Below are 24,842 nucleotides of genomic sequence, written 5' to 3'. Positions count from 1 at the left end.
GTGCGCCGTCGTGGCTGTCACGGCGGTCGTCGGGCTGGCGCTCAGCGGCTGTTCCGCGGTGATGGAGAAGACGGTCGACCACACGACGTCCTCCGTGACGCTGGCACCCGGCGAAGCGCTCGTCGTCGACTTCGGCGAGGTGAACCACACGGTCGGCGATGAGTGGGTCATCACCCAGGAGCCCGACCCGCAAGTGCTGGGGTCGGGAGACGAACGCTCCCGGTACCTCGGCGAGGACGGCGAAGCCGGCGCTCCGAGCCAGCTGTCGTATCGCTTCGCGCCGGTCGGCGACGGCACGACGGTGATTCAGTTCGAGTACCAGTTCCGCGGGTCCGTTCCCGAGGAGGTCAGCGATCAGGAGACCGCGGAGATCACCGTCACGGTCAAGTGACCCGCTCAGTCGACGGCGATGACCTCGCCGTCGGTGAGCATCCTCAGGCTCTCGAAGGTGAGCGGCATGACCGTATGCGGGTGGCCCGCGGCGGCCCAGATCTGCGGGTGGTCACCGAGCGCTTCATCGATGTAGGTTCGCAACCGCGCCGGGTGCCCGACCGGTGCGACACCACCGATCGCCTGCCCGGTCGCCTCGCGGACGACGGATGCCGGTGCCATCCCGATGGCGTCTGCGCCGATGCTCCGGGCGAGGACCTCGAGGTCCACCCGGTGGCCGCCGCTCGTCATCACGAGCACGGGGGATCCGTCTGCGACGAAGACGAGACTGTTGGCGATCGCTGCGACGTCGCATCCGATGGCCGCTGCGGCTTCGGCGGCGGTGCGGGCGGAGTCCGGGAGGATACGGATACCCGACTCGACGCCCGCCTCTGCGAGATGCTGCTGGACGAGTCTGCTGCGTTCGGGGAGGGCGCTCATGGGCTCACGGTACCGAACTCAGCAGACTCGCGGATCAGGCGGCGTCGCCGATCAGGATCGCCTCGGCGTCCTCGGTCGTGGCGTCCTCGGGCTCGTCGTCGATGTGCGAGAGGATCCTGCGGCCGAGGAAGACGGTGAGGGCTGCGATGAGGACGGCGACCGCGGCGACGACGTAGGGGATCGTCGCGTTGAACGCGTGCCAGAGGGCCGCGGCGAGCGGCGGGGCGATCGCGCCGCCGAGGAACCTCACCGAGGAGTACGCGGACGATGCGACCGAACGAGGCAGGTCGGTCGCCTCCATCACGGCTTCTGTGAGCACGGTGTTCATGACGCCGAGGAGCAGTCCGCCGATGACGATGCACACGACGAGTGCGGTCGCGGATTCGACCAGGAACCCCGCGACGATCAGATCGATCGCGAGGAGGGGCAGGACGCTGAGGATGACGCTGGTACGCGACATCCGACGCATCAGCAGGGGAGCCACCCACACGCTGGTGACGGCGAGAGCCAGTCCCCACCCGAAGAAGGTGAAGCCGATGCCCATCGCGCCGAAGCCGAGCGGGAACGGCGAGAAGGCGAGGAGGATGAAGAACCCGATGTTGTAGAAGAACGCGGCCACGGCGAGGATCGCCAGCGCGGGGCGGCCGAGAGCCTTGAAGGGTGCCGAGAACGGGACGGGAGTGCGCTTCTCGCCGGGACCACGGAGGAGGACGAGAACGGCCAGGAAGGCGATCGCCATCAGCACCACGACTCCGAAGAACGGCGCACGCCAGCTCTGCTCGCCGAGCAGTCCGCCGAGGAGGGGTCCGATCGCGATGCCGAGACCGAGGGCGGCTTCGTAGAGGATGATCGCCGCGGAGCTGCCGCCGGACGCTGCGCCCACGATGGTCGCGAGCGCCGTGGAGATGAACAGCGCGTTGCCGAGCCCCCAGCCTGCGCGGAAGCCGATCACGGCATCGACGCTGCCGCTGAGCGCGCAGAACAGGGCGAACACCACGATGAGCGCGAGTCCGATCAGGAGCGTCTTCTTCGCTCCGATACGAGACGAGATCCAACTGGTCACGAGCATCGCGAGTCCTGTCACCGCGAGGTAGCTCGTGAACAGCAGCTCCGTCTCGAACGGGCTCGCCTGCAGCGACTCGGCGATGGCGGGCAGGATCGGATCCACCAGGCCGATGCCCATGAACGCGACGACGCAGGCGAAGGCGACCGCCCATACCTGTGCTGGCTGCTTCCACACTGAGGTGGTGGTGGTGCTCACTCTGATGCTCCTGTCGAGTCGGTTTCGGTGTGCGCCGCGAGGATCTCCGCGGCGCGGGTGAGGATGCTCCACTCGTCGTCGTCGAGGCCCGCGAAGCGGGGGGTCAGGATGTCGCGGAACTCCGCACGCCAGGCCTTCAGCGCGTCCGAGCCCATAGACGTGATCGCCACGGCGATCGCCCGGGAGTCCTCGGCGACGGGGGAGCGGAGCACGAGGCCCTCGCGCTCCAGGGTGCCGATCAGCCGGGTCATTCCCGGCTGTGTCGTCCGCGCCGCGGCCGCGAGCTCGCCCACGCGTCTCGGTCCGGACTGCTCGAGCAGGTTGAGCACCCGCCACTGAGCGGCCGGCGCCTCATTCCCGGCGTCTTTGGCGGCTATTCGGCCCAGGGCGTACCCGGAGAGCACGAGCGAGGGGATGACTTCCTGGCGTTGCATACCATTGAGTATATACCCGATGGTATGTAAAGGGATGCAGGCTCAACGCCGTGAGCCCGCGATCCGCGCGGAGAGCTGGTGTGCGTGAGCGAGCAGGGTGCGCCCCAGATCGGCGATCCGATCGGGGCCGAACCGGAAGCCGACACCGGTCAGGCTCAGTGCCCATTCGGGTCGGCCCGACCTGTCGAAGACCGCAGCACCGAGGCCCCAGCTGCCCTCGACGATCAGCCCGGGATTGACGGCATAGCCGCGCTCCTTGGTCTCGGCGATCCTCGTGCGAAGCGGGCTCTCTCCGTGTGGACGCCCCCAGGCGGTCTCGAGGTCGGGATGTCTCTCCAGATATGCGTCCACATCGTGGTCAGGAAGGAAGGAGAGGATGGCGAGCCCCGCGCTGGCGACGCCGAGGGGGAAGCGCACGCCCTCACTCAGAACGAAGGAGCGGATCGGAAAGGACCCCTCCTCGCGCAGCAGGCAGACGGTCTCATCCGCGCGCCGCACCGAGAGAAAGGCACTCTCCTCCGTCTTGACCGCGAGTGAGCGCACGATGTCGCGAGCCAGTGCCGTCACGTCATAGCGCGCTGCGGCGACGGAGCCCATCAGGAACAGCTCGGGCCCTGGCATCCACCTCGTGCTCTCGGCATCGCGGTCGACGAGCCCCTCGGCTCGCAGCGCCGACAGGATTCGATGGGCGGTCGATCGCGACAGATCCGCAGAGCGGGCGAGTTCCTGCAGCGACGCGCCGTCGGGGCCGCCCGCGGTGACCAGTCTCAGGAGCGAGGCGGCCCGTGCGATGGCCTGGGCGCCGGGGACGCTGCGCGAAACGGATTCCATAATGTGGACGCTACGTCGTGAAGCGTCCACATCGCAAGAGTCGCCTTCCGTCAAGGGCGCCCGCGGGCGGATGCTGGACTCAGGCACGTCTTCGAAGGAGCACGCGTGATCGACAAGCAGTGGGCATCGGCCTCAGAGGCCGTCGCGGACATCGAGGACGGTTCCTCGCTCGCGGTGGGCGGATTCGGGCTCTCCGGCAATCCGATCGCCCTGATCGAGGCCCTTCTCGCGCAGGGAACCCGCGACCTCAGCATCGTGAGCAACAACTGCGGTGTCGACGACTGGGGGCTGGGGGTCCTGCTGGCCGCTCAGCGCATCCGCAAGATGACGTCGTCCTACGTCGGTGAGAACAAGGAGTTCGAACGCCAGTTCCTGTCGGGTGAGCTCGAGCTCGAGCTGACGCCCCAGGGAACGCTCGCCGAGAAGCTCCGCGCGGGCGGATCCGGGATCGCCGCGTTCTACACGCAGACCGGAGTGGGGACCCAGGTCGCCGAGGGCGGGCTGCCCCGACGCTACAATCCGGATGGCACGGTGGCCGTGGCATCCGCTCCCAAAGACGTGCGCAGCTTCGAGGTCGCGGGAGAGCCGCATGAGTATGTGCTCGAAGAGGCGATCAGCACCGACTTCGCCCTCGTGCACGCGCTCGTCGGCGACAGGCACGGCAACCTGATCTTCAACAAGGCCGCACGCAACTTCAACCCGCTCGCCGCGATGGCCGGGCGGATCTGCGTCGCTCAGGTCGAGCAGCTGGTCGAACCCGGCGAGCTCGATCCCGATCGCGTCCACCTGCCCGGCGTCTTCGTGCATCGGGTCGTCGAAGTCGGCGGCGACATCGCGAAGCGCATCGAACGGCGCACGGTCGCCGCGGAAGGAGCCTGACATGGCGCTCACGCGTGACGAGATGGCCGCTCGCGCAGCGGCCGAACTGCAGGACGGCTCGTACGTCAACCTCGGCATCGGTCTGCCGACGCTCGTTCCGAATCATGTGCCGCAGGGGGTGACCGTGGTCCTGCAGTCGGAGAACGGAATCCTGGGTGTCGGTCCGTATCCGCAGGAGGACTCGGTGGACCCGGACCTCATCAATGCGGGCAAGGAGACGGTGACCGTCCTTGCCGGGGCGGCGTTCTTCGACTCGGCCCTGAGCTTCGGGATGATCCGCGGCGGCAAGATCGACGCGGCGATCCTCGGAGCGATGCAGGTGTCGGCGATGGGTGACCTCGCGAACTGGATGATCCCTGGAAAGATGGTGAAGGGCCCGGGCGGGGCGATGGATCTCGTGCACGGCGCAAGCCGCGTGATCGTGCTCATGGAGCACGTCGCCAAGGACGGCTCGGCGAAGATCGTCCGGGACTGCTCGCTCCCGCTCACCGGGCGGGGAGTCGTGGATCGGATCATCACCGACCTCGCAGTGATCGACGTCACACAGGGAGGGCTCGTGCTCGTCGAGCTGGCACCGGGAGCCACCGTGGAGCAGGTCGTGGCCGCGACCGAACCGCCGCTCCTCATCGCCGACGCGCTGCACCGGGGCTGAACGTCAGGACTCATGAACGACAGGACAGAGGGACAGAGATGACCGCACACGATCACACCGACCGCGAGGACATCGTCATCGTCGCCGCAGCCCGCACCCCGCAGGGGCGGCTGAAGGGCCAGCTGGCGAGCTTCACCGCGCCGCAGCTCGGAGCGTTCGCGATCCGCGGAGCCCTCGAGCAGGCATCCGTCGATCCGGCCGATGTCGACGCGGTGATCGTCGGTCAGGTGCTCGCCGCGGGCTCAGGACAGAACGCCGCACGTCAGGCCGCGATCGGTGCGGGTATCGGCTGGGACGTGCCTGCGCACTCGGTGAACAAGGTCTGCCTCTCCGGCCTCACCGCGATCATCGATGCGGCCCGGATGATCCGCACGGGAGACGCGGAGGTCGTCGTCGCGGCCGGGATGGAATCCATGACCCGCGCTCCTCATCTGCTGATGGGCTCTCGCGACGGCTGGACGTACGGGAGCGTCGAGGTGCTCGACCACATGGCCTACGACGGTCTCACCGATGCATACGACCGCGAGAGCATGGGGGCCTCCACCGAGCGACACAACTCCCGCTACGAGCTGACGCGCGAGGCGCAGGATGCGGTCGCCGCACTGTCTCATCAGCGAGCGTCCGCGGCGCAGAAGGCCGGAGTGTTCGACGACGAGATCGTCGCTGTCTCGGTGCCTCAGCGTCGTCGCGAGGACCTCCGCGTGTCGGCAGACGAGGGCATCCGTCCCGACACGACCGTCGAATCGCTGGGCGGCCTTCGGGCGGCGTTCGCCGAGGGAGGCTCGATCACCGCCGGCAACTCCTCGCAGATCTCCGACGGTGCATCAGCGGTCGTCGTCACCACCCGCGCAGTGGCGGAGGCGAAGGGGTGGCCGATGCTCGTGACGATCGGCGCCAGTGGGCAGACGGCGGGTCCGGACAACTCGTTGCAGGCGCAGCCGGCGCGAGCCATCGAGAAGGCATGCGAAAAGCAGGGGATCTCACCGTCGGATCTCGACCTGGTCGAGATCAACGAGGCCTTCGGTGCAGTCGTGGCGCGGTCGCAGGTCGAACTGGGGCTGTCGAGCGAGATCGTCAACATCCATGGCGGGGGCATCGCGATCGGACATCCGATCGGCGCATCCGGCACTCGCCTCGTCGTGCACGCGGCTCACGAACTCGCGCGGCGCGGTGCGGGTACGGCGGCTGTCGGACTGTGCGGCGGCGGCGGTCAGGGAGAGGCACTGATCCTCACGCGCTGAGCGCCGCTCCGGTGTCAGCGCTTCGAGGGCGTGAAGTCCCGCGGGTTCTTCTTCGCTTCCTTCTCGTAAGCCTTCTGCTGCTTCGCGTAGACGGGGGAGTCGGGCGACACGGGGCGTCCCTGCCTCGCACGCCGCGTGTCGATGACGGCACCGATGGCGAGAGCGAGGCTGATGCCCCAGCTCACCCAGGCGAGGGCGGATCGCCATGTGATCTTCGTCTCGCGAGAGCCGCGGAGCAGGGTGACGCCGGTCATGATCGCGCCGATGAGTCCGGTACCCGAGAGGTAGTTCATGCCTTCACGCTACCCGGCGCGGGCCATGCCGCGCCCAGCCTTGACAACCCGGTGCGGATTCTGTCAGGCGCGTACGTGGTGAACGACAGTCGCAGCGCACGCTCGTCCGGCCGCCCGGCGAAGAACGGCGCCCCCGGCACGTACGCGACGTCGTGCTGCAGCACTCCCGACAGGGCCGCGGTGGCGTCCATCCCCTCGGGGAGGCGCGCCCAGACGAACATCCCTCCGTCCGGGCTGTTCCAGGTGCTGCCGCCCGGCAGAGACTCGGGAAGTGCGGCGAGCATCGCATCGCGCCGTTCGGAGTAGGCGGAGCGGATGCGGCCGAGTGCGCCCTCCGCCCGCCCGGACGTCAGGTAGTGGGCCGCCGCCGCCTGGTCCACGGTGGAGGTGTGCAGATCGGCGGCCTGCTTGGCGATGGTGACGGTCGACCGGATGTCGGGAGTCGTGCGCACCCATCCGATCCGGAGCCCAGGTGCGATCACCTTGGAGAAGCTCCCGAGGCTCAGCACATGCTCGGGGGCGAACGTCGCGAGCGAGGGCAGCGCTTCTCCGTCGTAGCGGAGCTGACGGTAGGGCTCGTCCTCGATGATCCTGAATCCGTGCCGCTGAGCGGCGGTCGCGATCCGCTGGCGCTCCACGACACCATGGGTGCGGCCGGTGGGGTTCTGGAACGTCGGGACCGTGTAGAAGAACTTGGGGCGGTGCTCGGCGGCGAGCCGCTCGAGCTCGTCGATGTCGAGGGCGTCGCCGACGTACGGGACGCCGATGACACGGGCTCCCGCCAGCGCGAACGTCTGGAGGGCTGCGAGATAGCAGGGCTCCTCGACGAGGATCACGTCGCCCGGATCGAGCAGCGCCGTGGACAGCAGCCCGAGGCCCTGCTGCGAGCCGGTGGTGACGATGAGGTCCGAGGCGTCGGTGGAGAGACCGTCGACGGAGTACTGCCGGGCGACCTCCTCGCGCAGAGCGGGATCGCCCTCAGAGGTCGAGTACTGCAGCACGGCGGGGGAGCGCAGCACCTGGTCGTAGGCCTCGCGGATCCCATCGAGGTCGAACAGCTCCGGCGCGGGCAGTCCGCCGGCGAACGAGATCACCTCGGGTCGCCTGGTCAGGGCGAGCAGGTCTCGCACCGGCGACGTCTTGGCGGAGCCCGCGCGCTGCGAGCGCTCGGGAAGAGCGGTGAGGGTCTCGGGGGCGGGCATGGGATCCTCCTCGTGGTCAGGGTGCCACCACAGTACTGCCGACGCCCAGGCGCCGGTTCCGCAGGCGCGGTACCATGGAGAGGTCGCGGCTGGTCCGCGGCCGCAATCCGTGTATCTACCGGCCGCCGGCTTTCCGGCGGACAGCGGCGGCACCCGACCCCGCGTCCCCTGGGCGCGCGAGAGCCATGACGCACGCAACGACTCCCACACCAGAGCATCACTCCTCGATTCCTCCGACGGAGGGCCCCGGTCTCCTCCGCATCGCGGGGCTTCCGTACTTCCTCATCGCCTTCATCGCACGGCTGCCGTTCGCGATGATGGTCGTCGGCGTCCTCACGGTCGTCGTCTCGGCGCGAGGATCGCTCTCGCTCGGCGGACTGACCTCCGCCGCCGTCGGCCTCGGAACGGCATGCTTCGGGCCGCTGCTGGGTGCGGCGGCCGACCGCTTCGGACAGCGCATGGTCCTGCTGATCCTCGCGATCGCCAACGGTGCGATGCTCGTGCTGTTCACCGTCGTCGTCTACGCAGGTGCCGCGGACGTGCTCGTCCTCGTCGCCGCCTTCGGCATCGGCGCCACGGCGCCGCAGGTCGCGCCCATGTCGCGATCCCGACTCGTGACGATGATCACAGACCGGATGCCCGAAGCCGTGCGCGGCCGCACGCTCTCGGGCACGATGGCCTACGAGTCGGCGGCGGATGAGACCGTGTTCGTCTTCGGACCCTTCATCGTCGGCATCCTGGCATCGGCGCTCTCACCCTGGGCGCCGCTCGTGGGCGCTGCGGTCCTCACCGTGGTGTTCGTCGGCGCATTCGCCCTGCACCCGAGCGCGCGGGCCGTGTCCGTGCACCGAGGCAGCGACGGTCGCGCACCGTCATCCGTCGCCGAGCTCTTCACGCCGAAGGTCATGATCGTCGTCGTCGGAATCCTCGGGGTGGGGATGTTCTTCGGCACGATGCTCACGTCGCTGACGTCCTTCATGGCCGACCGAGGCGCACCGGAGCAGGCGGGGCTCCTCTACGGGGTCATGGGCGTGGGTTCGGCGATCCTCGCGCTCGGTGTCGCATGGCTTCCCGTGCGCTTCTCGCTGCGTGCGAGATGGCTGGTGTTCTCCGGCATCCTGCTCTCAGGAAGCGTCCTGCTCCTGTTCGTCGACTCTCCGGGGATGATGATGGTTGCGCTGGCGATCATGGGCATCGGCATCGGACCGACGCTGGTCACCCAGTACAGCTTCGGTGCGGCCCGCAGCCCGCTCGGGCGCTCCGCCACCGTCATGACGATGCTCGGCTCGGGCATCGTCGTCGGTCAGTCGCTCGGAGCGGCGGTGGCCGGTGAGCTCGCCGAGAACGTCGGCACAGCAAGCGCGCTCGTCCTCCCGATCATCGCTGCGGCGATAGCGTTCGCCGCGGGGCTTGTCAACTGGCGACTGAGTATGCCCGGACGTCGCGTAGCCTCGGACTGAGCCTCTGTACCCTGAGGAGCACCACCACTGCAGCGTCAGGAGCACCCACCCCATGTCAGACGCAGAATTCGTCGTCGTCGCCAATCGACTTCCCGTCGACCGCGTCGTCGGACCTGACGGCGACGAGGAGTGGCGCACATCTCCCGGCGGACTCGTCGCGGCGCTCGAGCCCATGATGCGCAGCGCACGCGGTGCCTGGGTGGGGTGGCCCGGTCAGCCGGACGTCGAGCTCGATCCGTTCGAGATCAACGGCATCGACCTGGTGCCCGTCGCGCTGAGCGCAGACGAGGTCGAGGACTACTACGAGGGCTTCGCCAACGACACGATCTGGCCGCTGTACCACGATGTGATCGCGCCCCCGCAGTATCACCGCGAGTGGTGGGAGGCGTACGTCAAGGTGAATCGGCGCTTCGCCGAGGCGGCCGCGGCTGTCGCGGCTCCGAACGGGACGGTCTGGGTGCACGACTACCAGCTGCAGCTGGTCCCGCAGATGATCCGTGAGCTTCGATCCGATGTGACGATCGGCTACTTCCACCACATCCCGTTCCCGGCACACGGACTGTATGCACAGCTGCCCTGGCGTGATCAGGTTCTCCGAGGACTCCTCGGCGCCGACGTCATCGGATTTCAGCGGGCACAGGACGCCACGTATTTCCTCACTGCCGTGCGCCGTCGCCTGCGCCACGACGTCAAGGGCTCTGCCGTCACGATCCCGACCGACGGTGGCGGCACACGCACCGCAGTGGCCCGCGCGTTCCCGATCTCGATCGACACGGCTCCCTACCTCGAGCTCGCAGCCAGGCCGGACGTGCGTGCGCGGGCCGCCGAGATCAGAGCGAGCCTGGGCAACCCGAAGAAGATCCTCCTGGGCGTCGACCGTCTCGACTACACCAAGGGCATCCGTCATCGCATCAAGGCCTACGGAGAGCTTCTCGAAGACGGCCAGCTGAGCGTCGATGACGTCACGTTCGTGCAGGTCGCGAGTCCGAGCCGCGAGCGCGTGGACGCCTATGTGCACCTCCGGGACGAGATCGAGCTCGCGGTCGGTCGCATCAACGGCGATCACGACACCATGGGCCACACGGCGATCCGGTATCTGCACCAGGGATACCCGCGCGAGGAGATGGTCGCGCTCTACCTCGCCGCGGACGTGATGCTCGTCACGGCGCTCCGGGACGGGATGAACCTCGTCGCGAAGGAGTACGTCGCCACGCGCGCCGACAACCGTGGAGTGCTCGTGCTGAGCGAGTTCACGGGGGCCGCGGACGAGCTGCGCCAGGCGGTGCGGGTGAACCCGCACGACATCGCCGGGCTCAAGGACGCGATCATGACGGCCGTCGCGATGCCGCCCGCGGAGCAGGGCAAGAGGATGCGGTCGCTGCGGCGTCGGGTGCTCGAGAACGACGTCAACGCGTGGTCGTCGTCGTTCCTGCGCGCCCTCGACGAGGTCCGCAAGCGCTGATCGAGGCGGTCATACTGGGAGGGAACCCGCCTCGATTGGAGACCCCTGTGACCCGCACCTGGACCCCCGGATCCGCTGACGCGGCGCTGAGCGCCATCGCCGCGACCCCGAGACTGGTCGTCGCCCTCGATTTCGACGGCACGGCATCTCCGCTCGTTCCGGATCCGATGGCCGCCCGGGCTCTGCCAGAGGTCGCTGTCCAGGTCGCACGGCTCGCAGCCCTCCCCGACACGGTCGTCGCGTACGTGTCCGGGCGCAGCATGCACGACCTCCGCGTGATCACCGAGCACACGGACGATTCGCCGATCGCTCTGGCGGGTTCGCACGGCGCTCAGTACTGGTACCCCGGCATCGGCGACTCGGACGCCACCGGGCCCGACACGGCAGTTGGCGACCGCGAAGAGCTGTGGGCGGCGGCGCGACCGATCATCGACCGACACGAGGGTGCGGAGTTCGAGCCCAAGACATTCGGGATGGGCGTGCACACCCGCACGGCCACGCGCGAGGTCGAGAAGGAGGTCTTCGCCGAGATCGACGCCCTGGTCGCCGAACGCTTCCCGCACTGGCGCCGACGCGCAGGGCACCGCGTGCTCGAGTTCTCGTCGAGGAACGAGGGCAAGGATGCCGCGATGGCAGCGCTCCGTGAGCATTTCGATGCGACCGGCATCCTGTTCGCGGGGGATGACGTCACGGATGAGGACGCGATGCGGGTGCTCGCAGACGGCGATCTCGGCGTGCGGGTGGGCCCGGGGGAGAGCGCCGCCGTGCTCCGTGTGGGGAATCCACAAGAGATGGCTCAGCTTCTGGAGGCGCTCGCGGACGAGCGCACCTCTCAGCGGGAATAGACTTCCGTCATGTCCTCGCATGATCCCTCCACCAGCGCGCCCATCGACATCAAGCCCCGCAGCCGCGTCGTCACCGACGGCATCGAGGCGACGACCTCCCGAGGCATGCTCCGTGCCGTCGGCATGGGCGACGCCGACTGGGACAAGCCCCAGATCGGCATCGCCTCCAGCTGGAACGAGATCACGCCCTGCAACCTGAGCCTCGACAGGCTCGCGCAGGGTGCGAAGGAGGGCGTGCACTCCGGCGGCGGGTACCCGCTGCAGTTCGGCACGATCTCGGTCTCGGACGGCATCTCGATGGGCCACGAGGGAATGCACTTCTCGCTCGTCTCGCGCGAGGTCATCGCCGACTCGGTCGAGACGGTCATGATGGCCGAGCGCCTCGACGGCTCCGTGCTGCTCGCCGGATGCGACAAGTCGATCCCCGGAATGCTGATGGCCAGCGCGCGCCTCGATCTGTCGAGCGTGTTCCTCTACGCCGGCTCCATCGCACCGGGCTGGGTCAAGCTCTCGGACGGCACCGAGAAGGACGTCACGATCATCGACTCGTTCGAGGCCGTGGGTGCCTGCCGAGCCGGCCTCATGAGCGAGGAGGACCTCAAGCGCATCGAGTGCGCGATCGCCCCGGGCGAGGGTGCCTGCGGTGGCATGTACACCGCCAACACGATGGCATCGGTCGCCGAGGCTCTGGGCCTGAGTCTTCCGGGCTCGGCTGCTCCGCCCGCGGCGGACCGTCGTCGTGACTACTTCGCGCACCGCTCTGGCGAGGCCGTGGTGAACCTGCTCCGTCAGGGCATCACGACCCGCGACATCCTCACCAAGGAGGCGTTCGAGAACGCGATCGCGCTCGCAATGGCTCTCGGCGGCTCGACGAACGTCGTGCTGCACCTCCTCGCCATCGCTCGCGAGGCCGATGTCGAGCTGAGTCTGCACGACTTCAACCGCATCGGCGACAAGGTTCCGCACGTCGCGGACATGAAGCCGTTCGGCAAGTACGTCATGAACGACGTCGACCGCCACGGTGGCATCCCGGTCATCATGAAGGCGATGCTCGATGAGGGCCTCCTGCACGGCGACGCTCTGACGGTCACAGGCAAGACGCTCGCCGAGAACCTCGCAGACCTCGATCCTCAGCCGATCGACGGCGAGGTCATCCACACGTTCGACAACCCGATCCACGCCACCGGCGGCCTGACGATCCTGCACGGATCGCTCGCTCCCGAGGGGGCCGTCGTCAAGACCGCGGGCTTCGACGCAGCCGTCTTCGAAGGTCCGGCCCGCGTCTTCGAGCGCGAGCGCGCGGCCATGGATGCCGTCGCCAACGGTGAGATCGAGGCGGGCACGGTCATCGTGATCCGATACGAGGGGCCCAAGGGCGGACCGGGTATGCGAGAGATGCTCGCGATCACCGCGGCCATCAAGGGCGCGGGCCTCGGAAAAGATGTACTACTCTTGACTGACGGACGATTCTCAGGCGGCACAACCGGCCTGTGCATCGGCCACATAGCACCCGAAGCGGTGGACGCAGGTCCTATCGCCTTCGTGCGCGATGGTGATCTGATACGGGTCGATATCGCAGCTCGCTCTCTCGACCTACTCGTCGACGAGGCGGAGCTCGCCTCCCGCCGCTCTGGCTGGGAGCCGCTACCCCCGCGCTATACCCGTGGCGTTCTTGCCAAGTACTCGCGTCTCGTGCGGTCCGCCGCCGAGGGCGCGACGACCGGCTGATCCGCGTCGGCTCCGGCATCCGCCTCCGACGTCGCCTGCAGACCATCAGAAGGAGTGTCATGACTGCTGACACCGTCTCGGCTGTGCCGAGGCCGCCCGCACCCAAGTCCGCCGCACCGGAGATCTCCGGAGCCGAGGCCGTGGTCCGCACGCTCGAGCTCCTCGGCGTCAAGGACGTCTTCGGCCTCCCGGGCGGCGCGATCCTGCCCGTCTACGACCCGCTCATGGACGCCTCGGAGCTCCGGCATATCCTGGTGCGTCACGAGCAGGGCGCCGGCCACGCGGCCGAGGGGTACGCCTCCTCGTCCGGCAAGGTCGGCGTGTGCATCGCGACCTCGGGACCCGGTGCCACCAACCTCGTCACCGCGATCGCCGACGCCTACATGGACTCGGTGCCGCTGCTCGCGATCACCGGACAGGTCTTCTCGACGCTGATGGGCACCGACGCGTTCCAGGAGGCCGACATCGTCGGCATCACGATGCCGGTGACGAAGCACTCGTTCCTCGTGAAGGATGCTTCTGAGATCCCCGGCGCCCTGGCCGCCGCGTACGAGATCGCCTCGACCGGTCGCCCCGGCCCGGTGCTCGTGGACATCACCAAGGATGCTCAGCAGGCCATGGCGCCGTTCATCTGGCCGGCGAAGTTCGATCTCCCGGGTTACCGTCCGGTGACCAAGGCGCACGGAAAGCAGATCCAGGCTGCGGCCGCACTGCTGGCCGACGCCAAGAAGCCGGTGCTGTATGTCGGCGGCGGAGTGATCCGCGGTCGCGCATCGGCCGAGCTGCTCACCCTGGCCGAGACGACCAACGCGCCCGTCGTGACGACTCTCATGGCGCGCGGCGCGTTCCCGGACTCTCACCAGCAGCACCTCGGCATGCCGGGTATGCACGGCACCGTCCCCGCGGTGCTCGCGCTGCAGGAGGCCGACCTCATCGTGTCGCTCGGCGCTCGCTTCGACGACCGTGTGACCGGCAAGGCCGCTCTGTTCGCCCCGAACGCCAAGGTCGTGCACGTCGACATCGATCCGGCTGAGATCTCGAAGATCCGCACGGCCGACGTGCCGATCGTGGGCGACGTCCGCGATGTGCTCGTCGACCTGGAGTCCGCCTTCCGCACGGCGACGACCACGACCACACCTGACACCGAGGAATGGTGGTCGTACCTCGACGGACTCCGCAACGAGTTCCCGCTGGGGTTCGCGCCGACGACCGACGGTCTGCTCGCGCCGCAGTACGTGATCCAGCGGATCGGCGAGCTGACGGGCCCCGAGGGCATCTACGCGGCAGGCGTCGGACAGCACCAGATGTGGGCCGCGCAGTTCATCAAGTACGAACGTCCCAACGCCTGGCTGAACTCCGGGGGAGCGGGAACGATGGGCTACTCCGTCCCGGCTGCCATGGGGGCGAAGGTGGCGGAGCCCGACCGCGTCGTGTGGGCGATCGACGGTGACGGATGCTTCCAGATGACGAATCAGGAGCTCGCCACCTGCACGATCAACAACATCCCGATCAAGGTCGCGATCATCAACAACTCGTCGCTCGGCATGGTGCGCCAGTGGCAGACGTTGTTCTACGACGGACGCCACTCGAACACCGACCTCAACACGGGACACGGAACCGTGCGCATCCCCGACTTCGTGAAGCTGGCGGAAGCCTACGGCTGCCTCGCCATCCGCGTGGAGAAGGAAGAGGAGGTGGATGCCGCGATCAAGCTCGCCCTCGAGACGAACGACCGCCCCGTGGTCATCGACTTCGTCGTCAGCGCGGACTCCATGGTCTGGCCGATGGTTCCCCAGGGCGTGAGCAACAGCTACGTCCAGTACGCCCGCGAGCACGCGCCCGCATTCGACGAGGAGGACTGACCATGTCGACTCACGTGCTGAGCCTCCTCGTGGAGAACACCCCGGGTCTGCTGACCCGAGTCGCAGGGCTCTTCGCCCGCCGCGGCTTCAACATCGACTCGCTCGCGGTGGGCGTGACCGAGGTGCCGGGAATCTCGCGCATCACGGTGGTCGTCGACCTCGAGGACCTTCCTCTCGAGCAGGTGACCAAGCAGCTCAACAAGCTGATCAACGTCATCAAGATCGTCGAGCTCGATTTCCCGACGTCCGTGCAGCGCGAGCACATGCTCGTCAAGGTGCGCACCGACAATGCGACCCGCTCGAACGTCATCGAGGTCGCGAACCTGTTCCGCGCCTCGGTCGTCGACTACGCGTCCGACGCGCTGGTGATCGAGGTCACCGGAGACCGGGGCAAGGTCGATGCCATGCTGCGCGCCCTCGAGCCCTTCGGCATCAAGGAGATCGCGCAGTCGGGCCTCCTCGCCATCGGTCGCGGCGGCAAGAGCATCACCGAGCGCGTACTGCGCGGCTGAACCCAGACATCACACACGTACACGAACATCAATCAAGGAGAAAACCAGTGAGCACCGAGATCTTCTACGACGCAGACGCCGATCTGTCGATCATCCAGGGCAAGAAGGTCGCCATCGTCGGCTACGGCTCGCAGGGTCACGCGCACGCGCAGAACCTTCGCGACTCGGGTGTCGAGGTCGCGATCGCCCTCAAGGAGGGGTCGAAGTCGGCGCCGAAGGCGGAGGAGGCCGGTTTCGCGGTCAAGACCGTCGCTGACGCCACCCAGTGGGCCGACCTCATCATGATCCTGGCGCCGGACCAGCACCAGCGCACCATCTACAGCGAGTCCATCGCCCCGAACCTCACCGAGGGCAAGACGCTCGCCTTCGCGCACGGCTTCAACATCCGCTTCGGCTACATCGACGCCCCCGAGGGCGTCGACGTGATCCTCGTCGCTCCGAAGGCGCCCGGTCACACCGTGCGTCGTGAGTTCGTGGCCGGTCGCGGCATCCCGGACATCATCGCCGTCGAGCGCGATGCATCGGGCAGCGCCTGGGCGACCGCCCTCTCGTACGCGAAGGCCATCGGCGGCACGCGCGCCGGCGTCATCAAGACCACGTTCACCGAAGAGACCGAGACCGACCTGTTCGGCGAGCAGGCAGTGCTCTGCGGTGGCGTCAGCCACCTCGTGCAGGCAGGCTTCGAGACCCTGACCGAGGCCGGCTACCAGCCGCAGATCGCCTACTTCGAGGTCCTGCACGAGCTCAAGCTCATCGTCGACCTCATGTGGGAGGGTGGCATCGCCAAGCAGCGTTGGTCGGTCTCCGACACCGCCGAGTACGGCGACTACGTCTCGGGTCCCCGCGTCGTGACCCCTGAGGTCAAGGAGTCGATGAAGGCGATCCTCGCCGACATCCAGAACGGCGCCTTCGCGAAGCGCTTCATCGACGACCAGGACAACGGCGCCGAGGAGTTCCTGGCGCTGCGTGCCAAGGAGGAGACGCACCCCATCGAGGCCACCGGCAAGGAGCTGCGTTCGCTCTTCGCATGGAAGCAGCAGGACGAAGATTACGTCGACGGCAGCGCTGCGCGCTGATTCAGAGACGCAGAAGGGGCCCGGTGCGAATCGCACCGGGCCCCTTCATCGTCTGCGAGTGATCACTCCGAGGGGGCAGCGTCCTCGACCTCGATCGGCGCGTCGGCGGGGTCCGCCCACACGGGAGCGGGCAGCAGCGTGTCGACGGCGCCGCCCTGGATCTCGCGCAGTGCGTCCTCGATCTCGTCGGCATTCTCGGGTACCGCCAGGCCGCAAGCCTTGAGCTCCGACGCGAACTTCAGGGTCAGCCGACTCTTGCCTGCTTCGACGGCCTCGGCTGTGGTGCCGGTGCGCTTCTCGCTTCCGGTCTGGATGTCGGACACCTCGTCGCACACGTGGTAAACGGCGCCGCCGTCGACCCAGACGACCTCGTCCTTGCCGAGCAGCTGGATGACCGCGGACTGGTCGGCCGTGTACTGCTCGACCGACGGCGGGGTGAAGTCCACACCGATCACCGTGGCGAGGACGGCGAGGGCGATGCCGACGATGCCTGCGGTCGCCTTCTGTCCCTTGTCCATGTCCTTATTGAGGAAGATGAGGATGATCAGCGGGAGGAACGCGATGATCGCGATGATCGCTCCGAGCTGGTTCTGCACGAAGAACCGCAGCGTCTCGGACTTCCGAGCCGGATCCAGGCGGTTCGCCTTCTTCCAGAGGATCGAGCCGGTGATGGCGAGCGCGGCGATGACCACGAGCAGTACCAGAAGCGTGATGAACGCCCACTGCGGGAACTGGGCGGTGACACCCTGTTCTTCGAGGAGGCCGGTGTCGGGGTCGCGCACGAGCGTGCCGTCCTCGCCCACGTACACGCGCTGGCGGAGCAGCCAGAAGATGCCGACGGCTTCAGCGGCGATCGCGATGACCCACAGGGCGACCGCGATCCAGCGGAAGGTCGTAGCCTTCGACTTCGCGGCGGCGGTCGGCTTCCAGCCTGCGGCGGGTCCGTCGACGGAGCCGCTCGGTGCGCTCTGATCGACGTTCTTGTTCTGCTCGGCCACGGTGGTCCCTCCAGGGCAGGGCACCTTCGGCCCAGATGCCACCGAGCATAGTGGACGCCGTGTCATACGCTGGGGACATGACTTCCGATTCCGACGACGCCCTGAGCTGGGACGGCGACGAGGTCGGCGCCCCCACGGGGCCCGCTTCGAAGAAGCCTGCTGAGACGCGCTCCGAGACGACGGCGGCCGCCCAGACCGAGCGCCCGGCCGACGACCCCGCGTTGCCTGAGGGCTGGAATGCCGTCGGCAGGGGGAGCGCTGCGGTCGGACGCCTGGGCGGCGATGACGATGAGGAGCACCAGCCGTTGAGCACCGCGATGCTGCTGATCCTGGGCATCGTCGGGGGTGTCTATCTTCTCTACAGCGTCGGTTGGGTCGTCGGCGGGCTGCGCCTCAAGCCGCTCGCGAACTTCTTCGTGGCGGACGCGATGTTCCTGCCCTGGTTCGTTTTCGCCGTGGCGGCTCCTCTGCTGTGGTTCCTGGCGAGCTGGGTGCTCACGCGCGGCAAGGCCGGGTGGATCCGGGTATCCGCACTCCTCCTCGGAGTCGTGCTCCTCGTGCCCTGGCCCTTCGTGACGGTGGGAGCGATCGGACTATGAGCGGGACACAGATGCCACAGTCGGCCCCGGCGGTATCGCCTCGATGGCTCACCGGGCTCGTCCTCGGGTTGGCGGGGCTCTTCTACGCCTACGCGATCTGGAACGCCGTGGCGCACCTCATCACCATGGCGCAGGTCGGACTGAGCGGCGTCGGCTGGGCCACACTGCTCTTCGGCATCGTCTTTCCCGCGATCGTGTTCGTCTTCGCCTATCTGATCGGAAGGCGGCGGTCCGCAGGGGAGCTCGCACTCGTACTCCTGGCGGGCCTCGGCGTCGTCGCGGTGTTCTGGCTGAGTCTGCTCGCATACAGCCTGACCCTCGCGGCGTCCTAGCGATTCCGCGGTCGCTCGACGTCACACGGCACGGAGCAGCGGAGCCGCTCGGGTACAGTTGAGGTGATCGCGCCCCCACGGTGTGCGGCGCATCGGCCCCCTGTCGCGCTGCCCCGAAGGATCCCTGTGCCGAAGCCCGTCGTGCTCCTCGCCGAAGTTCTCTCACCCGCCACGATCGAGGCCCTCGGCCCCGACTTCGACGTTCGCAACGTCGACGGCACCGACCGCGAGGCGCTTTTCGCGTCGCTCGCGGATGCCGACGCCGTGCTGATCCGGTCGGCGACGCAGATCGACGAAGAGGCGCTGACCCACGCGCCGAAGCTGAAGGTCGTCGCCCGCGCGGGTGTGGGTCTCGACAACGTCGACATCAAGGCGGCCACGACGGCCGGCGTCATGGTCGTGAACGCGCCGACGTCGAACATCGTCTCCGCCGCAGAGCTCACGGTCGGTCACATCCTCAGCCTCGCCCGTCGCATCCCTGCCGCACACGCGTCGCTGTCGGCAGGTCAGTGGAAGCGCAGCTCCTTCACGGGGGCCGAGCTGTTCGAGAAGACCGTCGGCATCGTCGGCCTCGGCCGCATCGGTGCTCTCGTCGCCGCGCGCCTCGCCGCCTTCGACATGCGCGTCGTCGCCTACGACCCCTATGTGACCTCGGCGCGCGCCCAGCAGCTGGGCGTCCAGCTGCTGACGCTCGACGAGCTCGTCGCTGAGTCCGACTTCCTGACGATCCACATGCCCAAGACGCCTGAGACCACCGGGATGATCGGTGCCGAGCAGTTCAAGGCCATGAAGCCGACGGCGTTCGTCGTCAACGTCGCTCGCGGCGGACTGATCGATGAGGAGGCGCTGCACGCAGCCCTCGTCGCCGGTGAGATCGCCGGCGCCGGCCTCGACGTCTTCACCTCTGAGCCCCCGGCAGAGGGCGGCACCGCGCGTCCGCTCCTCGACCTTCCGAACGTCGTAGTCACCCCGCACCTCGGAGCGAGCACCGAGGAGGCGCAGGAGAAGGCCGGCGTGTCGGTTGCCCGCTCCGTGCGCCTGGCCCTCGGCGGGGACCTCGTGCCTGATGCCGTCAACGTCGCCGGTGGCGTGATCGACCCCTACGTCCGCCCCGGCATCTCGCTCGTCGAGAAGCTCGGCCAGATCTTCGCCGCACTCGCGACATCGCCGCTCACGAGCCTCGACGTCGAGGTGCACGGCGAGCTGAACGAGTATGACGTGAGCGTTCTCAAGCTCGCCGCTCTCAAGGGCGTCTTCACGAACATCGTCAGCGAGACGGTCTCCTACGTCAACGCACCGCTGCTGGCGGATCAGCGCGGCATCGCGGTGCGCCTCCTCAAAGACGACGTCAGCGACGAGTACCGCAACGTCATCACCCTCAGCGGCGCTCTCTCCGACGGTTCGCAGCTCTCGGTGTCGGGCACGCTCACCGGACCGAAGCAGGCCGAGAAGCTGGTCGCCATCAACGACCACGCGCTCGAGCTGCCGATCGAGAAGCACCACGTCGTGATGCTCTACACCGACCGCCCCGGAATCGTGGCGGTCTACGGTCAGAAGTTCGGTGAAGCCGGCATCAACATCGCCGGCATGCAGATCTCGCGCCTCGGCGCCGGAGACCAGGCGCTCAGCGTGCTCACGCTGGACTCGCCGGTGTCGGACGACCTGCTCGACGACCTGCGCGGATCCATCGACGCGGATCTCTTCCGTCAGATCGAGATCACCGAGGTCTGAGCAGCGCCGACCCGGATCAGCGGAGCGGAAGGGCAGGCCGAAAGGCCGCCCTCCCGCTTTCTGCGTGCGGGGTCGGGTGTCAGGGTGCCGTAGCGCGGAGCACGAGAGCGATCAGATCGGAGAGCTCGTCGCTGCGGGGGACCAGTCGCTCCGGTCCGTGCACATCGAGTGAGTTGTTGAAATAGAGCCCGTCGCTCAGCAGCATCACGAGATCGAGGCTCGCCGCATCGCGCACATGGGGGCGGATCGTGTCTTCCCATCGGTCCCGGTTCCTCCGCAGCGCGTCGGCTGCCGGTGCCGAGCCGCCCTGGGCGAGTCGCGTCGCAGCGATCAGCGCGCGATCCAGCGCATCGTCCTCCATGACGGAGGTGCGCACGTAGTATGCCACCGGCCCCTCTTCGGCCGTCGTCATGCGCTCGAGATCTGCCGTCGTGAGCGCGTCGAGGCGTTCGATCAGGCCTGCGGCCAGATCTTCCTTCGATCCGAAGTGGTAGAGCAGCCCACCCTTCGAGACGCCGGCGGCCTTGGCTGTCGCGTCGAGGGTGGCTGCGCGCTCACCGTCTTCGATGACGATCGCTTCGAAGGCGTCGAGAACACGTTCTCGGGCCAGGGGAGGTCGGGGCATCGGGGTCCTCTGTTCGTCTTGCATCACAGTAGCGCGGCAGTGTGACGATTCTGTTACTATACCATCTGGACGGTTTAGTAACGAGGCCGTCGCGATCCTGAGAGGTGTTCCATGACCCGTACTGCGTCGATCCCGACGACAGAGACGGAAGCTCCCCGCGTCGGAGCCCGAGGCTGGGCGGCACTCGTCGTCCTCATGCTGCCGGTGCTCCTGGTGTCGGTGGACAACACGGTGCTGAGCTTCGCGCTCCCCGAGATATCCATCGCGCTCGCGCCCACCGGCGCCGAGCAGCTGTGGATCATCGACGTCTACCCGCTCGTGCTGGCCGGACTCCTGGTGACCATGGGCACCCTCGGCGACCGCTTCGGACGTCGGCGGATGCTGCTGATCGGCGCGACCGGCTTCGCGGCGGTGTCGGCCCTCGCGGCCTTCGCCCCGACCGCCGGCCTGCTGATCGCCGCCCGCGCCCTCCTCGGCTTCTTCGGCGCAATGCTGATGCCGTCGACCCTTTCGCTCCTGCGTTCGATCTTCCAGAACCGGGATCAGCGTCGCCTCGCGATCGCCGTGTGGGCGTCCGCGTTCTCCGCCGGATCCGCTCTCGGGCCGATCGTGGGCGGGTTCCTGCTCGAGCACTTCGACTGGGGCTCGGTCTTCCTGATCGCCGTCCCGGTGCTCATCCCGCTGCTCATCGCCGCGCCGCTGCTCGTGCCCGAGAGCCGTGACCCGAACCCCGGTCGCATCGACATCGTGAGCATCGTGCTGTCGATGGCGGCGATGATTCCCGTGGTCTACGCGATCAAGTCGCTCGCGGTCGAGGGCCCGAGCCTCACGGCAGGCGGCTGGGCGCTGCTCGGCATCGTGATGGGCTACCTGTTCGTTCGGCGACAGCTGCATGCAGAGGTCCCGATGCTCGACATGGCGCTGTTCCGCCGGGGCTCGTTCTCGGGAGCGATTCTGGTGAACCTGCTGAGCGTCGTCGCGCTCGTGGGCTTCCTCTACTTCGTGTCACAGCACCTTCAGCTGGTCCTCGGCCTCTCGCCGATGACCGCGGGGGCAGCACTCGTGCCCGGCATGATCGCGATGATCGTGGCCGGGCTCTCGGTGGTCCCGATCTCGCGTCGGGTGCGCCCGCACATCCTGGTGCCGGCAGGACTCGTCTTCTCCCTCGCCGGGTACCTGCTCGTCGCGTTCACGACCTCCGATCACGGCGTCGTGCCGCTCATCATCGCCTTCGTGGTGCTGGGCATCGGCATCGGCGGGGCCGAGACCATTTCGAACGAGCTGATCCTCTCCAGCGCGCCCGCCGAGAAGGCGGGGGCCGCGAGCGCGGTGTCCGAGACGGCCTACGAGCTCGGCGCTGTGCTGGGCACAGCCGTGCTCGGTGGCCTGATCACCGCGTTCTACCGCGGGGCGCTGGTCATTCCACCAGGCATTCCCGCAGATGCGGCGCACGCTGCGAAGGAGACGCTCGCCGGCGCCTACACTGCCGCCCAGGATCTGCCGGCACAGCTCGGCGACGCGCTCTGGGATGCCGCATCCGCGGCCTTCGGCTCAGGTGTCCTGGTGACCTCGCTCATCGGTGCGGGGCTCGTCGTGCTGGCGGGCCTGATCGCGGCCGTCACACTGCGCAAGACCCCCTCGCACTGACCAGTACGCTGGGAGAACCGGCCCGCTCGGCAACCGCTCGAGCGTCGGCTGGTTCATCCCGATGCAAGGAGTGTCATGTCGCGTGTCGTGAAGTTGGCCGTCATCCCCGGTGACGGAATCGGCCCCGAGGTCGTCGCCGAAGCGGAGAAGGTCCTCGACGCGGTCACCGCATCGAGCGACGTCACATTCGACAAGACCCGCTTCTCGCTCGGCGCCGCTCGGTACCTCGAGACGGGCGACACGCTCACAGACGACGACCTCCAGGCGATCTCGGAGCACGACGCGATCCTGCTCGGAGCCGTCGGGGGCACTCCCGGCGATCCGCGACTCAAGGACGCGAACATCGAGCGCGGGCTGCTGCTCAAGCTCCGTTTCACGCTCGACCACTACGTGAACCTGCGTCCCTCGAAGCTGTTCACCGGAGCTGCGGGGCCACTCGCGCACCCGGGCGACATCGACTTCGTCGTCGTGCGAGAGGGCACAGAGGGACCCTACGTCGGCAATGGCGGCGCGATCCGCAAGGGCACGCCGCACGAGGTCGCCAATGAGACCTCGGTCAACACCGCCTTCGGCGTCGAGCGGGTCGTGCGCTACGCCTTCGACCTCGCCGAGCGGCGCGGCAAGAAGGTCACGCTCGTGCACAAGACCAACGTGCTCGTGCATGCGGGTGCGATCTGGCAGCGCATCGTGAACGAGGTCGCATCCGAGCATCCCGACGTCGCCGTGGACTACCTGCACGTCGATGCCGCGACGATCTTCCTGGTCACCGATCCCTCCCGTTTCGACGTGATCGTGACGGACAACCTGTTCGGCGACATCCTCACCGACCTCGCGGGAGCGGTCACCGGCGGAATCGGGCTCGCCGCCTCGGGTAACATCAACCCCACGGGGGCGTTCCCGTCGATGTTCGAGCCGGTGCACGGGTCCGCCCCCGACATCGCGGGTCAGCAGAAGGCCGACCCCACCGCAGCGATCCTCTCAGTCGCGTTGCTGCTCGACCACCTCGGACTCACTGAAGAGGCTGCTCGCGTGAGCACCGCCGTCGAGTCCGACATCGCGTCCCGCACCGGGGCGCGCACCACCGCGGAGGTCGGTTCCGCTATCACCGCTCTGCTCTGAGCGACAGGCGTAGGCTGGGACGGCGCGAGGTTGCGCGCCGCACGAGGAATGGATGACGAGATGACGACCATCGACGCCGAGACCACCGTGGCTCCGCTGGAGTTCGCGGTGACCAAGAACCTGACAGCCGCGACCCCCGGTCGAGTCGCCGAGGTTCATGAGAACCCCGGATTCGGTGTTGTCTTCACCGACCACATGGTGGACATCTGCTGGTCGGTCAAGGGCGGATGGCACCGTCCCCGCGTGCAGCCGTACGGACCGATCCCGCTCGACCCCGCCGCATCCGTGCTGCATTATGCGCAGGAGATCTTCGAGGGCATCAAGGCCTATCGTCATGCCGACGGATCGATCCACACCTTCCGTCCCGACCGCAACGCAGCCCGTCTGCAGGCCAGCGCCCGCCGTCTCGCGCTGCCGGAGCTGCCGACCGAGTACTTCATCCAGTCGCTGCGCGAGATCGTCAAGGTCGATGGGCGTTGGGTTCCGTCCGGTGAGGACCAGAGCCTGTACCTCCGCCCCTTCATGTTCGCCAAGGAGGCCTTCCTCGGTGTCCGCGCGGCGCAGAAGGTCGCCTACTACGTGATCGCGAGCCCCGCAGGCGCCTACTTCAGCGGCGGCGTGAAGCCCGTGCGCATCTGGCTCTCCGAGGACTACGCGCGTGCCGGAAAGGGAGGCACAGGCAAGGCCAAGACCGGTGGCAACTACGCGTCGAGCCTGCTCGCCCAGAGCGAGGCCTCGTCGAAGGGATGCGACCAGGTCGTGTTCCTCAATGAAGAGCGCGATGTCGAGGAGCTCGGCGGCATGAACGTCGTGTTCGTGTTCAAGGACGGCCGCGTCGTCACGCCCGAGTCCGACAGCATCCTCGAGGGCATCACGCGCGACTCCCTGCTGCAGCTCGCGGAGGACCGCGGCTACACGGTCGAGAAGCGACCGATCTCGATCGACGAGTGGCGCGAGGGCGTGGCATCCGGCGACATCGTCGAGGTCTTCGCCTGCGGCACCGCCGCTGTCGTGACGCCGATCGGCGCCCTGGTGGGCGAAGGATTCGACGAGCCGCAGCCGCTCGGCGAGCTCGCTCTGTCGCTGCGTGAAGAGCTCACGGACATCCAGTACGGCCGTCGCGACGACAGGCACGGCTGGCTCCTGCGTCTCGACGCCTGAGGTCGACGGACTTCCCAGACCC

25 protein-coding genes are annotated in these 24,842 nt (G+C 68.0%); 17 read left to right on the top strand and 8 right to left on the bottom strand.

The features are described 5' to 3' along the window. Positions 1–10 precede the first annotated feature (10 nt). On the top strand, positions 11–391 hold the full coding sequence (locus ACQ4LY_RS15965; RefSeq protein ID WP_431073057.1) for a hypothetical protein: 381 nt from the start codon (positions 11–13) through the stop codon (positions 389–391). A 5-nt stretch (positions 392–396) separates the two neighbouring features. Here the strand turns inward: ACQ4LY_RS15965 and ACQ4LY_RS15960 are convergent, their stop codons facing one another. Genes ACQ4LY_RS15960 through ACQ4LY_RS15945 form a run of 4 tightly spaced genes read right to left on the bottom strand, consistent with a single transcriptional unit; the run spans position 397 to position 3,396 of the window. Next, a complete protein-coding gene (locus tag ACQ4LY_RS15960) occupies positions 397–870 on the bottom strand; it encodes a YbaK/EbsC family protein (RefSeq protein WP_431073055.1) in 474 nt (157 codons plus the stop codon). A 34-nt stretch (positions 871–904) separates the two neighbouring features. Continuing rightward, positions 905–2,137 carry an MFS transporter gene (locus tag ACQ4LY_RS15955; RefSeq protein WP_431075709.1) on the bottom strand — a complete coding sequence of 411 codons (1,233 nt, stop codon included), beginning with the start codon at positions 2,135–2,137 and terminating at the stop codon, positions 905–907. Then, positions 2,128–2,565: a MarR family winged helix-turn-helix transcriptional regulator gene (locus ACQ4LY_RS15950; RefSeq protein ID WP_431073053.1), complete on the bottom strand. Its 438-nt coding sequence runs from the start codon at positions 2,563–2,565 to the stop codon at positions 2,128–2,130. Before ACQ4LY_RS15950 ends, ACQ4LY_RS15955 begins: the two co-directional genes overlap by 10 nt. Positions 2,566–2,607: 42 nt before the next feature. Continuing rightward, positions 2,608–3,396 (bottom strand): IclR family transcriptional regulator, encoded by a 789-nt coding sequence (locus tag ACQ4LY_RS15945; RefSeq protein ID WP_431073051.1) that lies wholly within the window; start codon positions 3,394–3,396, stop codon positions 2,608–2,610. Positions 3,397–3,501: 105 nt separating this feature from the next. On the opposite strand from ACQ4LY_RS15945, the gene ACQ4LY_RS15940 reads away from it, so the two are divergent. Genes ACQ4LY_RS15940 through ACQ4LY_RS15930 form a run of 3 tightly spaced genes read left to right on the top strand, consistent with a single transcriptional unit; the run spans position 3,502 to position 6,168 of the window. Further along, on the top strand, positions 3,502–4,275 hold the full coding sequence (locus tag ACQ4LY_RS15940) for a CoA transferase subunit A (protein WP_431073049.1): 774 nt from the start codon (positions 3,502–3,504) through the stop codon (positions 4,273–4,275). 1 nt (position 4,276) lies between these two features. Next, entirely contained in the window at positions 4,277–4,927 is a 651-nt protein-coding gene (locus ACQ4LY_RS15935) for a 3-oxoacid CoA-transferase subunit B (RefSeq protein WP_431073047.1), read from the top strand. A 38-nt stretch (positions 4,928–4,965) separates the two neighbouring features. Then, positions 4,966–6,168 carry an acetyl-CoA C-acetyltransferase gene (locus tag ACQ4LY_RS15930; RefSeq protein ID WP_431073045.1) on the top strand — a complete coding sequence of 401 codons (1,203 nt, stop codon included), beginning with the start codon at positions 4,966–4,968 and terminating at the stop codon, positions 6,166–6,168. Positions 6,169–6,182: 14 nt separating this feature from the next. Here the strand turns inward: ACQ4LY_RS15930 and ACQ4LY_RS15925 are convergent, their stop codons facing one another. Beyond that, on the bottom strand, positions 6,183–6,461 hold the full coding sequence (locus ACQ4LY_RS15925) for a hypothetical protein (protein WP_431073043.1): 279 nt from the start codon (positions 6,459–6,461) through the stop codon (positions 6,183–6,185). Beyond that, positions 6,458–7,663: a PLP-dependent aminotransferase family protein gene (locus tag ACQ4LY_RS15920; RefSeq protein ID WP_431073041.1), complete on the bottom strand. Its 1,206-nt coding sequence runs from the start codon at positions 7,661–7,663 to the stop codon at positions 6,458–6,460. The genes ACQ4LY_RS15925 and ACQ4LY_RS15920 overlap by 4 nt, the downstream gene beginning before the upstream one ends. 185 nt (positions 7,664–7,848) lie before the next feature. On the opposite strand from ACQ4LY_RS15920, the gene ACQ4LY_RS15915 reads away from it, so the two are divergent. From ACQ4LY_RS15915 to ilvC, 7 genes are read left to right on the top strand one after another with little or no spacing between them, the layout of a single operon-like run. Next, a complete protein-coding gene (locus ACQ4LY_RS15915; RefSeq protein ID WP_431073039.1) occupies positions 7,849–9,123 on the top strand; it encodes an MFS transporter in 1,275 nt (424 codons plus the stop codon). 52 nt (positions 9,124–9,175) lie between these two features. Next, complete coding sequence (locus ACQ4LY_RS15910; protein ID WP_431073037.1) at positions 9,176–10,585, top strand: alpha,alpha-trehalose-phosphate synthase (UDP-forming); 1,410 nt, start codon at positions 9,176–9,178, stop codon at positions 10,583–10,585. Positions 10,586–10,632: 47 nt separating this feature from the next. Then, positions 10,633–11,430, top strand: a complete 798-nt coding sequence (gene otsB / locus ACQ4LY_RS15905; protein WP_431073035.1) for a trehalose-phosphatase — start codon at positions 10,633–10,635, stop codon at positions 11,428–11,430. Between the two features lie 9 nt (positions 11,431–11,439). Next, entirely contained in the window at positions 11,440–13,158 is a 1,719-nt protein-coding gene (gene ilvD, locus ACQ4LY_RS15900; RefSeq protein WP_042541745.1) for a dihydroxy-acid dehydratase, read from the top strand. Positions 13,159–13,217: 59 nt separating this feature from the next. After that, a complete protein-coding gene (locus ACQ4LY_RS15895) occupies positions 13,218–15,020 on the top strand; it encodes an acetolactate synthase large subunit (RefSeq protein ID WP_431073032.1) in 1,803 nt (600 codons plus the stop codon). 2 nt (positions 15,021–15,022) lie between these two features. After that, positions 15,023–15,532, top strand: a complete 510-nt coding sequence (gene ilvN, locus ACQ4LY_RS15890) for an acetolactate synthase small subunit (protein ID WP_056278631.1) — start codon at positions 15,023–15,025, stop codon at positions 15,530–15,532. 47 nt (positions 15,533–15,579) lie between these two features. Further along, the gene (gene ilvC / locus ACQ4LY_RS15885; RefSeq protein WP_431073030.1) at positions 15,580–16,608 is read left to right on the top strand and encodes a ketol-acid reductoisomerase; all 1,029 of its coding nucleotides are present in this window, start codon (positions 15,580–15,582) and stop codon (positions 16,606–16,608) included. 62 nt (positions 16,609–16,670) lie between these two features. On the opposite strand, the gene ACQ4LY_RS15880 is transcribed toward ilvC, so the two are convergent. After that, a complete protein-coding gene (locus tag ACQ4LY_RS15880) occupies positions 16,671–17,606 on the bottom strand; it encodes a hypothetical protein (protein ID WP_431073028.1) in 936 nt (311 codons plus the stop codon). 77 nt (positions 17,607–17,683) lie between these two features. Between ACQ4LY_RS15880 and ACQ4LY_RS15875 the strand changes: the two genes are divergently transcribed. From ACQ4LY_RS15875 to serA, 3 genes are all read left to right on the top strand, one after another. After that, positions 17,684–18,205 (top strand): hypothetical protein, encoded by a 522-nt coding sequence (locus ACQ4LY_RS15875; protein ID WP_431073026.1) that lies wholly within the window; start codon positions 17,684–17,686, stop codon positions 18,203–18,205. Next, the gene (locus ACQ4LY_RS15870) at positions 18,202–18,537 is read left to right on the top strand and encodes a hypothetical protein (RefSeq protein ID WP_431073024.1); all 336 of its coding nucleotides are present in this window, start codon (positions 18,202–18,204) and stop codon (positions 18,535–18,537) included. The genes ACQ4LY_RS15875 and ACQ4LY_RS15870 overlap by 4 nt, the downstream gene beginning before the upstream one ends. Before the next feature lie 126 nt (positions 18,538–18,663). Further along, positions 18,664–20,268 (top strand): phosphoglycerate dehydrogenase, encoded by a 1,605-nt coding sequence (serA, locus tag ACQ4LY_RS15865; protein WP_431073022.1) that lies wholly within the window; start codon positions 18,664–18,666, stop codon positions 20,266–20,268. Positions 20,269–20,347: 79 nt separating this feature from the next. On the opposite strand, the gene ACQ4LY_RS15860 is transcribed toward serA, so the two are convergent. Further along, positions 20,348–20,893 (bottom strand): TetR/AcrR family transcriptional regulator, encoded by a 546-nt coding sequence (locus ACQ4LY_RS15860; protein WP_431073020.1) that lies wholly within the window; start codon positions 20,891–20,893, stop codon positions 20,348–20,350. A 111-nt stretch (positions 20,894–21,004) separates the two neighbouring features. On the opposite strand from ACQ4LY_RS15860, the gene ACQ4LY_RS15855 reads away from it, so the two are divergent. The 3 genes from ACQ4LY_RS15855 (at position 21,005) to ACQ4LY_RS15845 (ending at position 24,820) form a co-directional block, all read left to right on the top strand. Next, complete coding sequence (locus tag ACQ4LY_RS15855; protein WP_431073018.1) at positions 21,005–22,540, top strand: MFS transporter; 1,536 nt, start codon at positions 21,005–21,007, stop codon at positions 22,538–22,540. Between the two features lie 75 nt (positions 22,541–22,615). Next, positions 22,616–23,659, top strand: coding sequence for a 3-isopropylmalate dehydrogenase (locus tag ACQ4LY_RS15850; protein WP_431073016.1), 1,044 nt, complete (start codon positions 22,616–22,618; stop codon positions 23,657–23,659). Positions 23,660–23,719: 60 nt separating this feature from the next. Then, entirely contained in the window at positions 23,720–24,820 is a 1,101-nt protein-coding gene (locus tag ACQ4LY_RS15845; protein WP_431073014.1) for a branched-chain amino acid aminotransferase, read from the top strand. The last annotated feature ends 22 nt before the right edge of the window (positions 24,821–24,842 follow it).

It is taken from the genome of Microbacterium phyllosphaerae, from assembly GCF_050628115.1.
Taxonomy (GTDB): Bacteria; Actinomycetota; Actinomycetes; order Actinomycetales; family Microbacteriaceae; genus Microbacterium; species Microbacterium phyllosphaerae_A.
The sequence above is the reverse complement of the archived record's forward strand: the minus strand, read 5'-3'. Positions and strand labels throughout refer to the sequence as shown.

Coding starts and splice junctions, on each gene's coding strand:
- ACQ4LY_RS15960 (WP_431073055.1), bottom strand. CDS start 870: ATGAGCGCCCTCCCCGAACGCAGCAGACTCGTCCAGCAGCATCTCGCA.
- ACQ4LY_RS15950 (WP_431073053.1), bottom strand. CDS start 2,565: ATGCAACGCCAGGAAGTCATCCCCTCGCTCGTGCTCTCCGGGTACGCC.
- ACQ4LY_RS15945 (WP_431073051.1), bottom strand. CDS start 3,396: ATGGAATCCGTTTCGCGCAGCGTCCCCGGCGCCCAGGCCATCGCACGG.
- ACQ4LY_RS15935 (WP_431073047.1), top strand. CDS start 4,277: ATGGCGCTCACGCGTGACGAGATGGCCGCTCGCGCAGCGGCCGAACTG.
- ACQ4LY_RS15930 (WP_431073045.1), top strand. CDS start 4,966: ATGACCGCACACGATCACACCGACCGCGAGGACATCGTCATCGTCGCC.
- ACQ4LY_RS15925 (WP_431073043.1), bottom strand. CDS start 6,461: ATGAACTACCTCTCGGGTACCGGACTCATCGGCGCGATCATGACCGGC.
- ACQ4LY_RS15920 (WP_431073041.1), bottom strand. CDS start 7,663: ATGCCCGCCCCCGAGACCCTCACCGCTCTTCCCGAGCGCTCGCAGCGC.
- ACQ4LY_RS15915 (WP_431073039.1), top strand. CDS start 7,849: ATGACGCACGCAACGACTCCCACACCAGAGCATCACTCCTCGATTCCT.
- ACQ4LY_RS15910 (WP_431073037.1), top strand. CDS start 9,176: ATGTCAGACGCAGAATTCGTCGTCGTCGCCAATCGACTTCCCGTCGAC.
- ilvD (WP_042541745.1), top strand. CDS start 11,440: ATGTCCTCGCATGATCCCTCCACCAGCGCGCCCATCGACATCAAGCCC.
- ACQ4LY_RS15895 (WP_431073032.1), top strand. CDS start 13,218: ATGACTGCTGACACCGTCTCGGCTGTGCCGAGGCCGCCCGCACCCAAG.
- ilvN (WP_056278631.1), top strand. CDS start 15,023: ATGTCGACTCACGTGCTGAGCCTCCTCGTGGAGAACACCCCGGGTCTG.
- ACQ4LY_RS15875 (WP_431073026.1), top strand. CDS start 17,684: ATGACTTCCGATTCCGACGACGCCCTGAGCTGGGACGGCGACGAGGTC.
- ACQ4LY_RS15870 (WP_431073024.1), top strand. CDS start 18,202: ATGAGCGGGACACAGATGCCACAGTCGGCCCCGGCGGTATCGCCTCGA.
- ACQ4LY_RS15860 (WP_431073020.1), bottom strand. CDS start 20,893: ATGCCCCGACCTCCCCTGGCCCGAGAACGTGTTCTCGACGCCTTCGAA.
- ACQ4LY_RS15855 (WP_431073018.1), top strand. CDS start 21,005: ATGACCCGTACTGCGTCGATCCCGACGACAGAGACGGAAGCTCCCCGC.
- ACQ4LY_RS15850 (WP_431073016.1), top strand. CDS start 22,616: ATGTCGCGTGTCGTGAAGTTGGCCGTCATCCCCGGTGACGGAATCGGC.
- ACQ4LY_RS15845 (WP_431073014.1), top strand. CDS start 23,720: ATGACGACCATCGACGCCGAGACCACCGTGGCTCCGCTGGAGTTCGCG.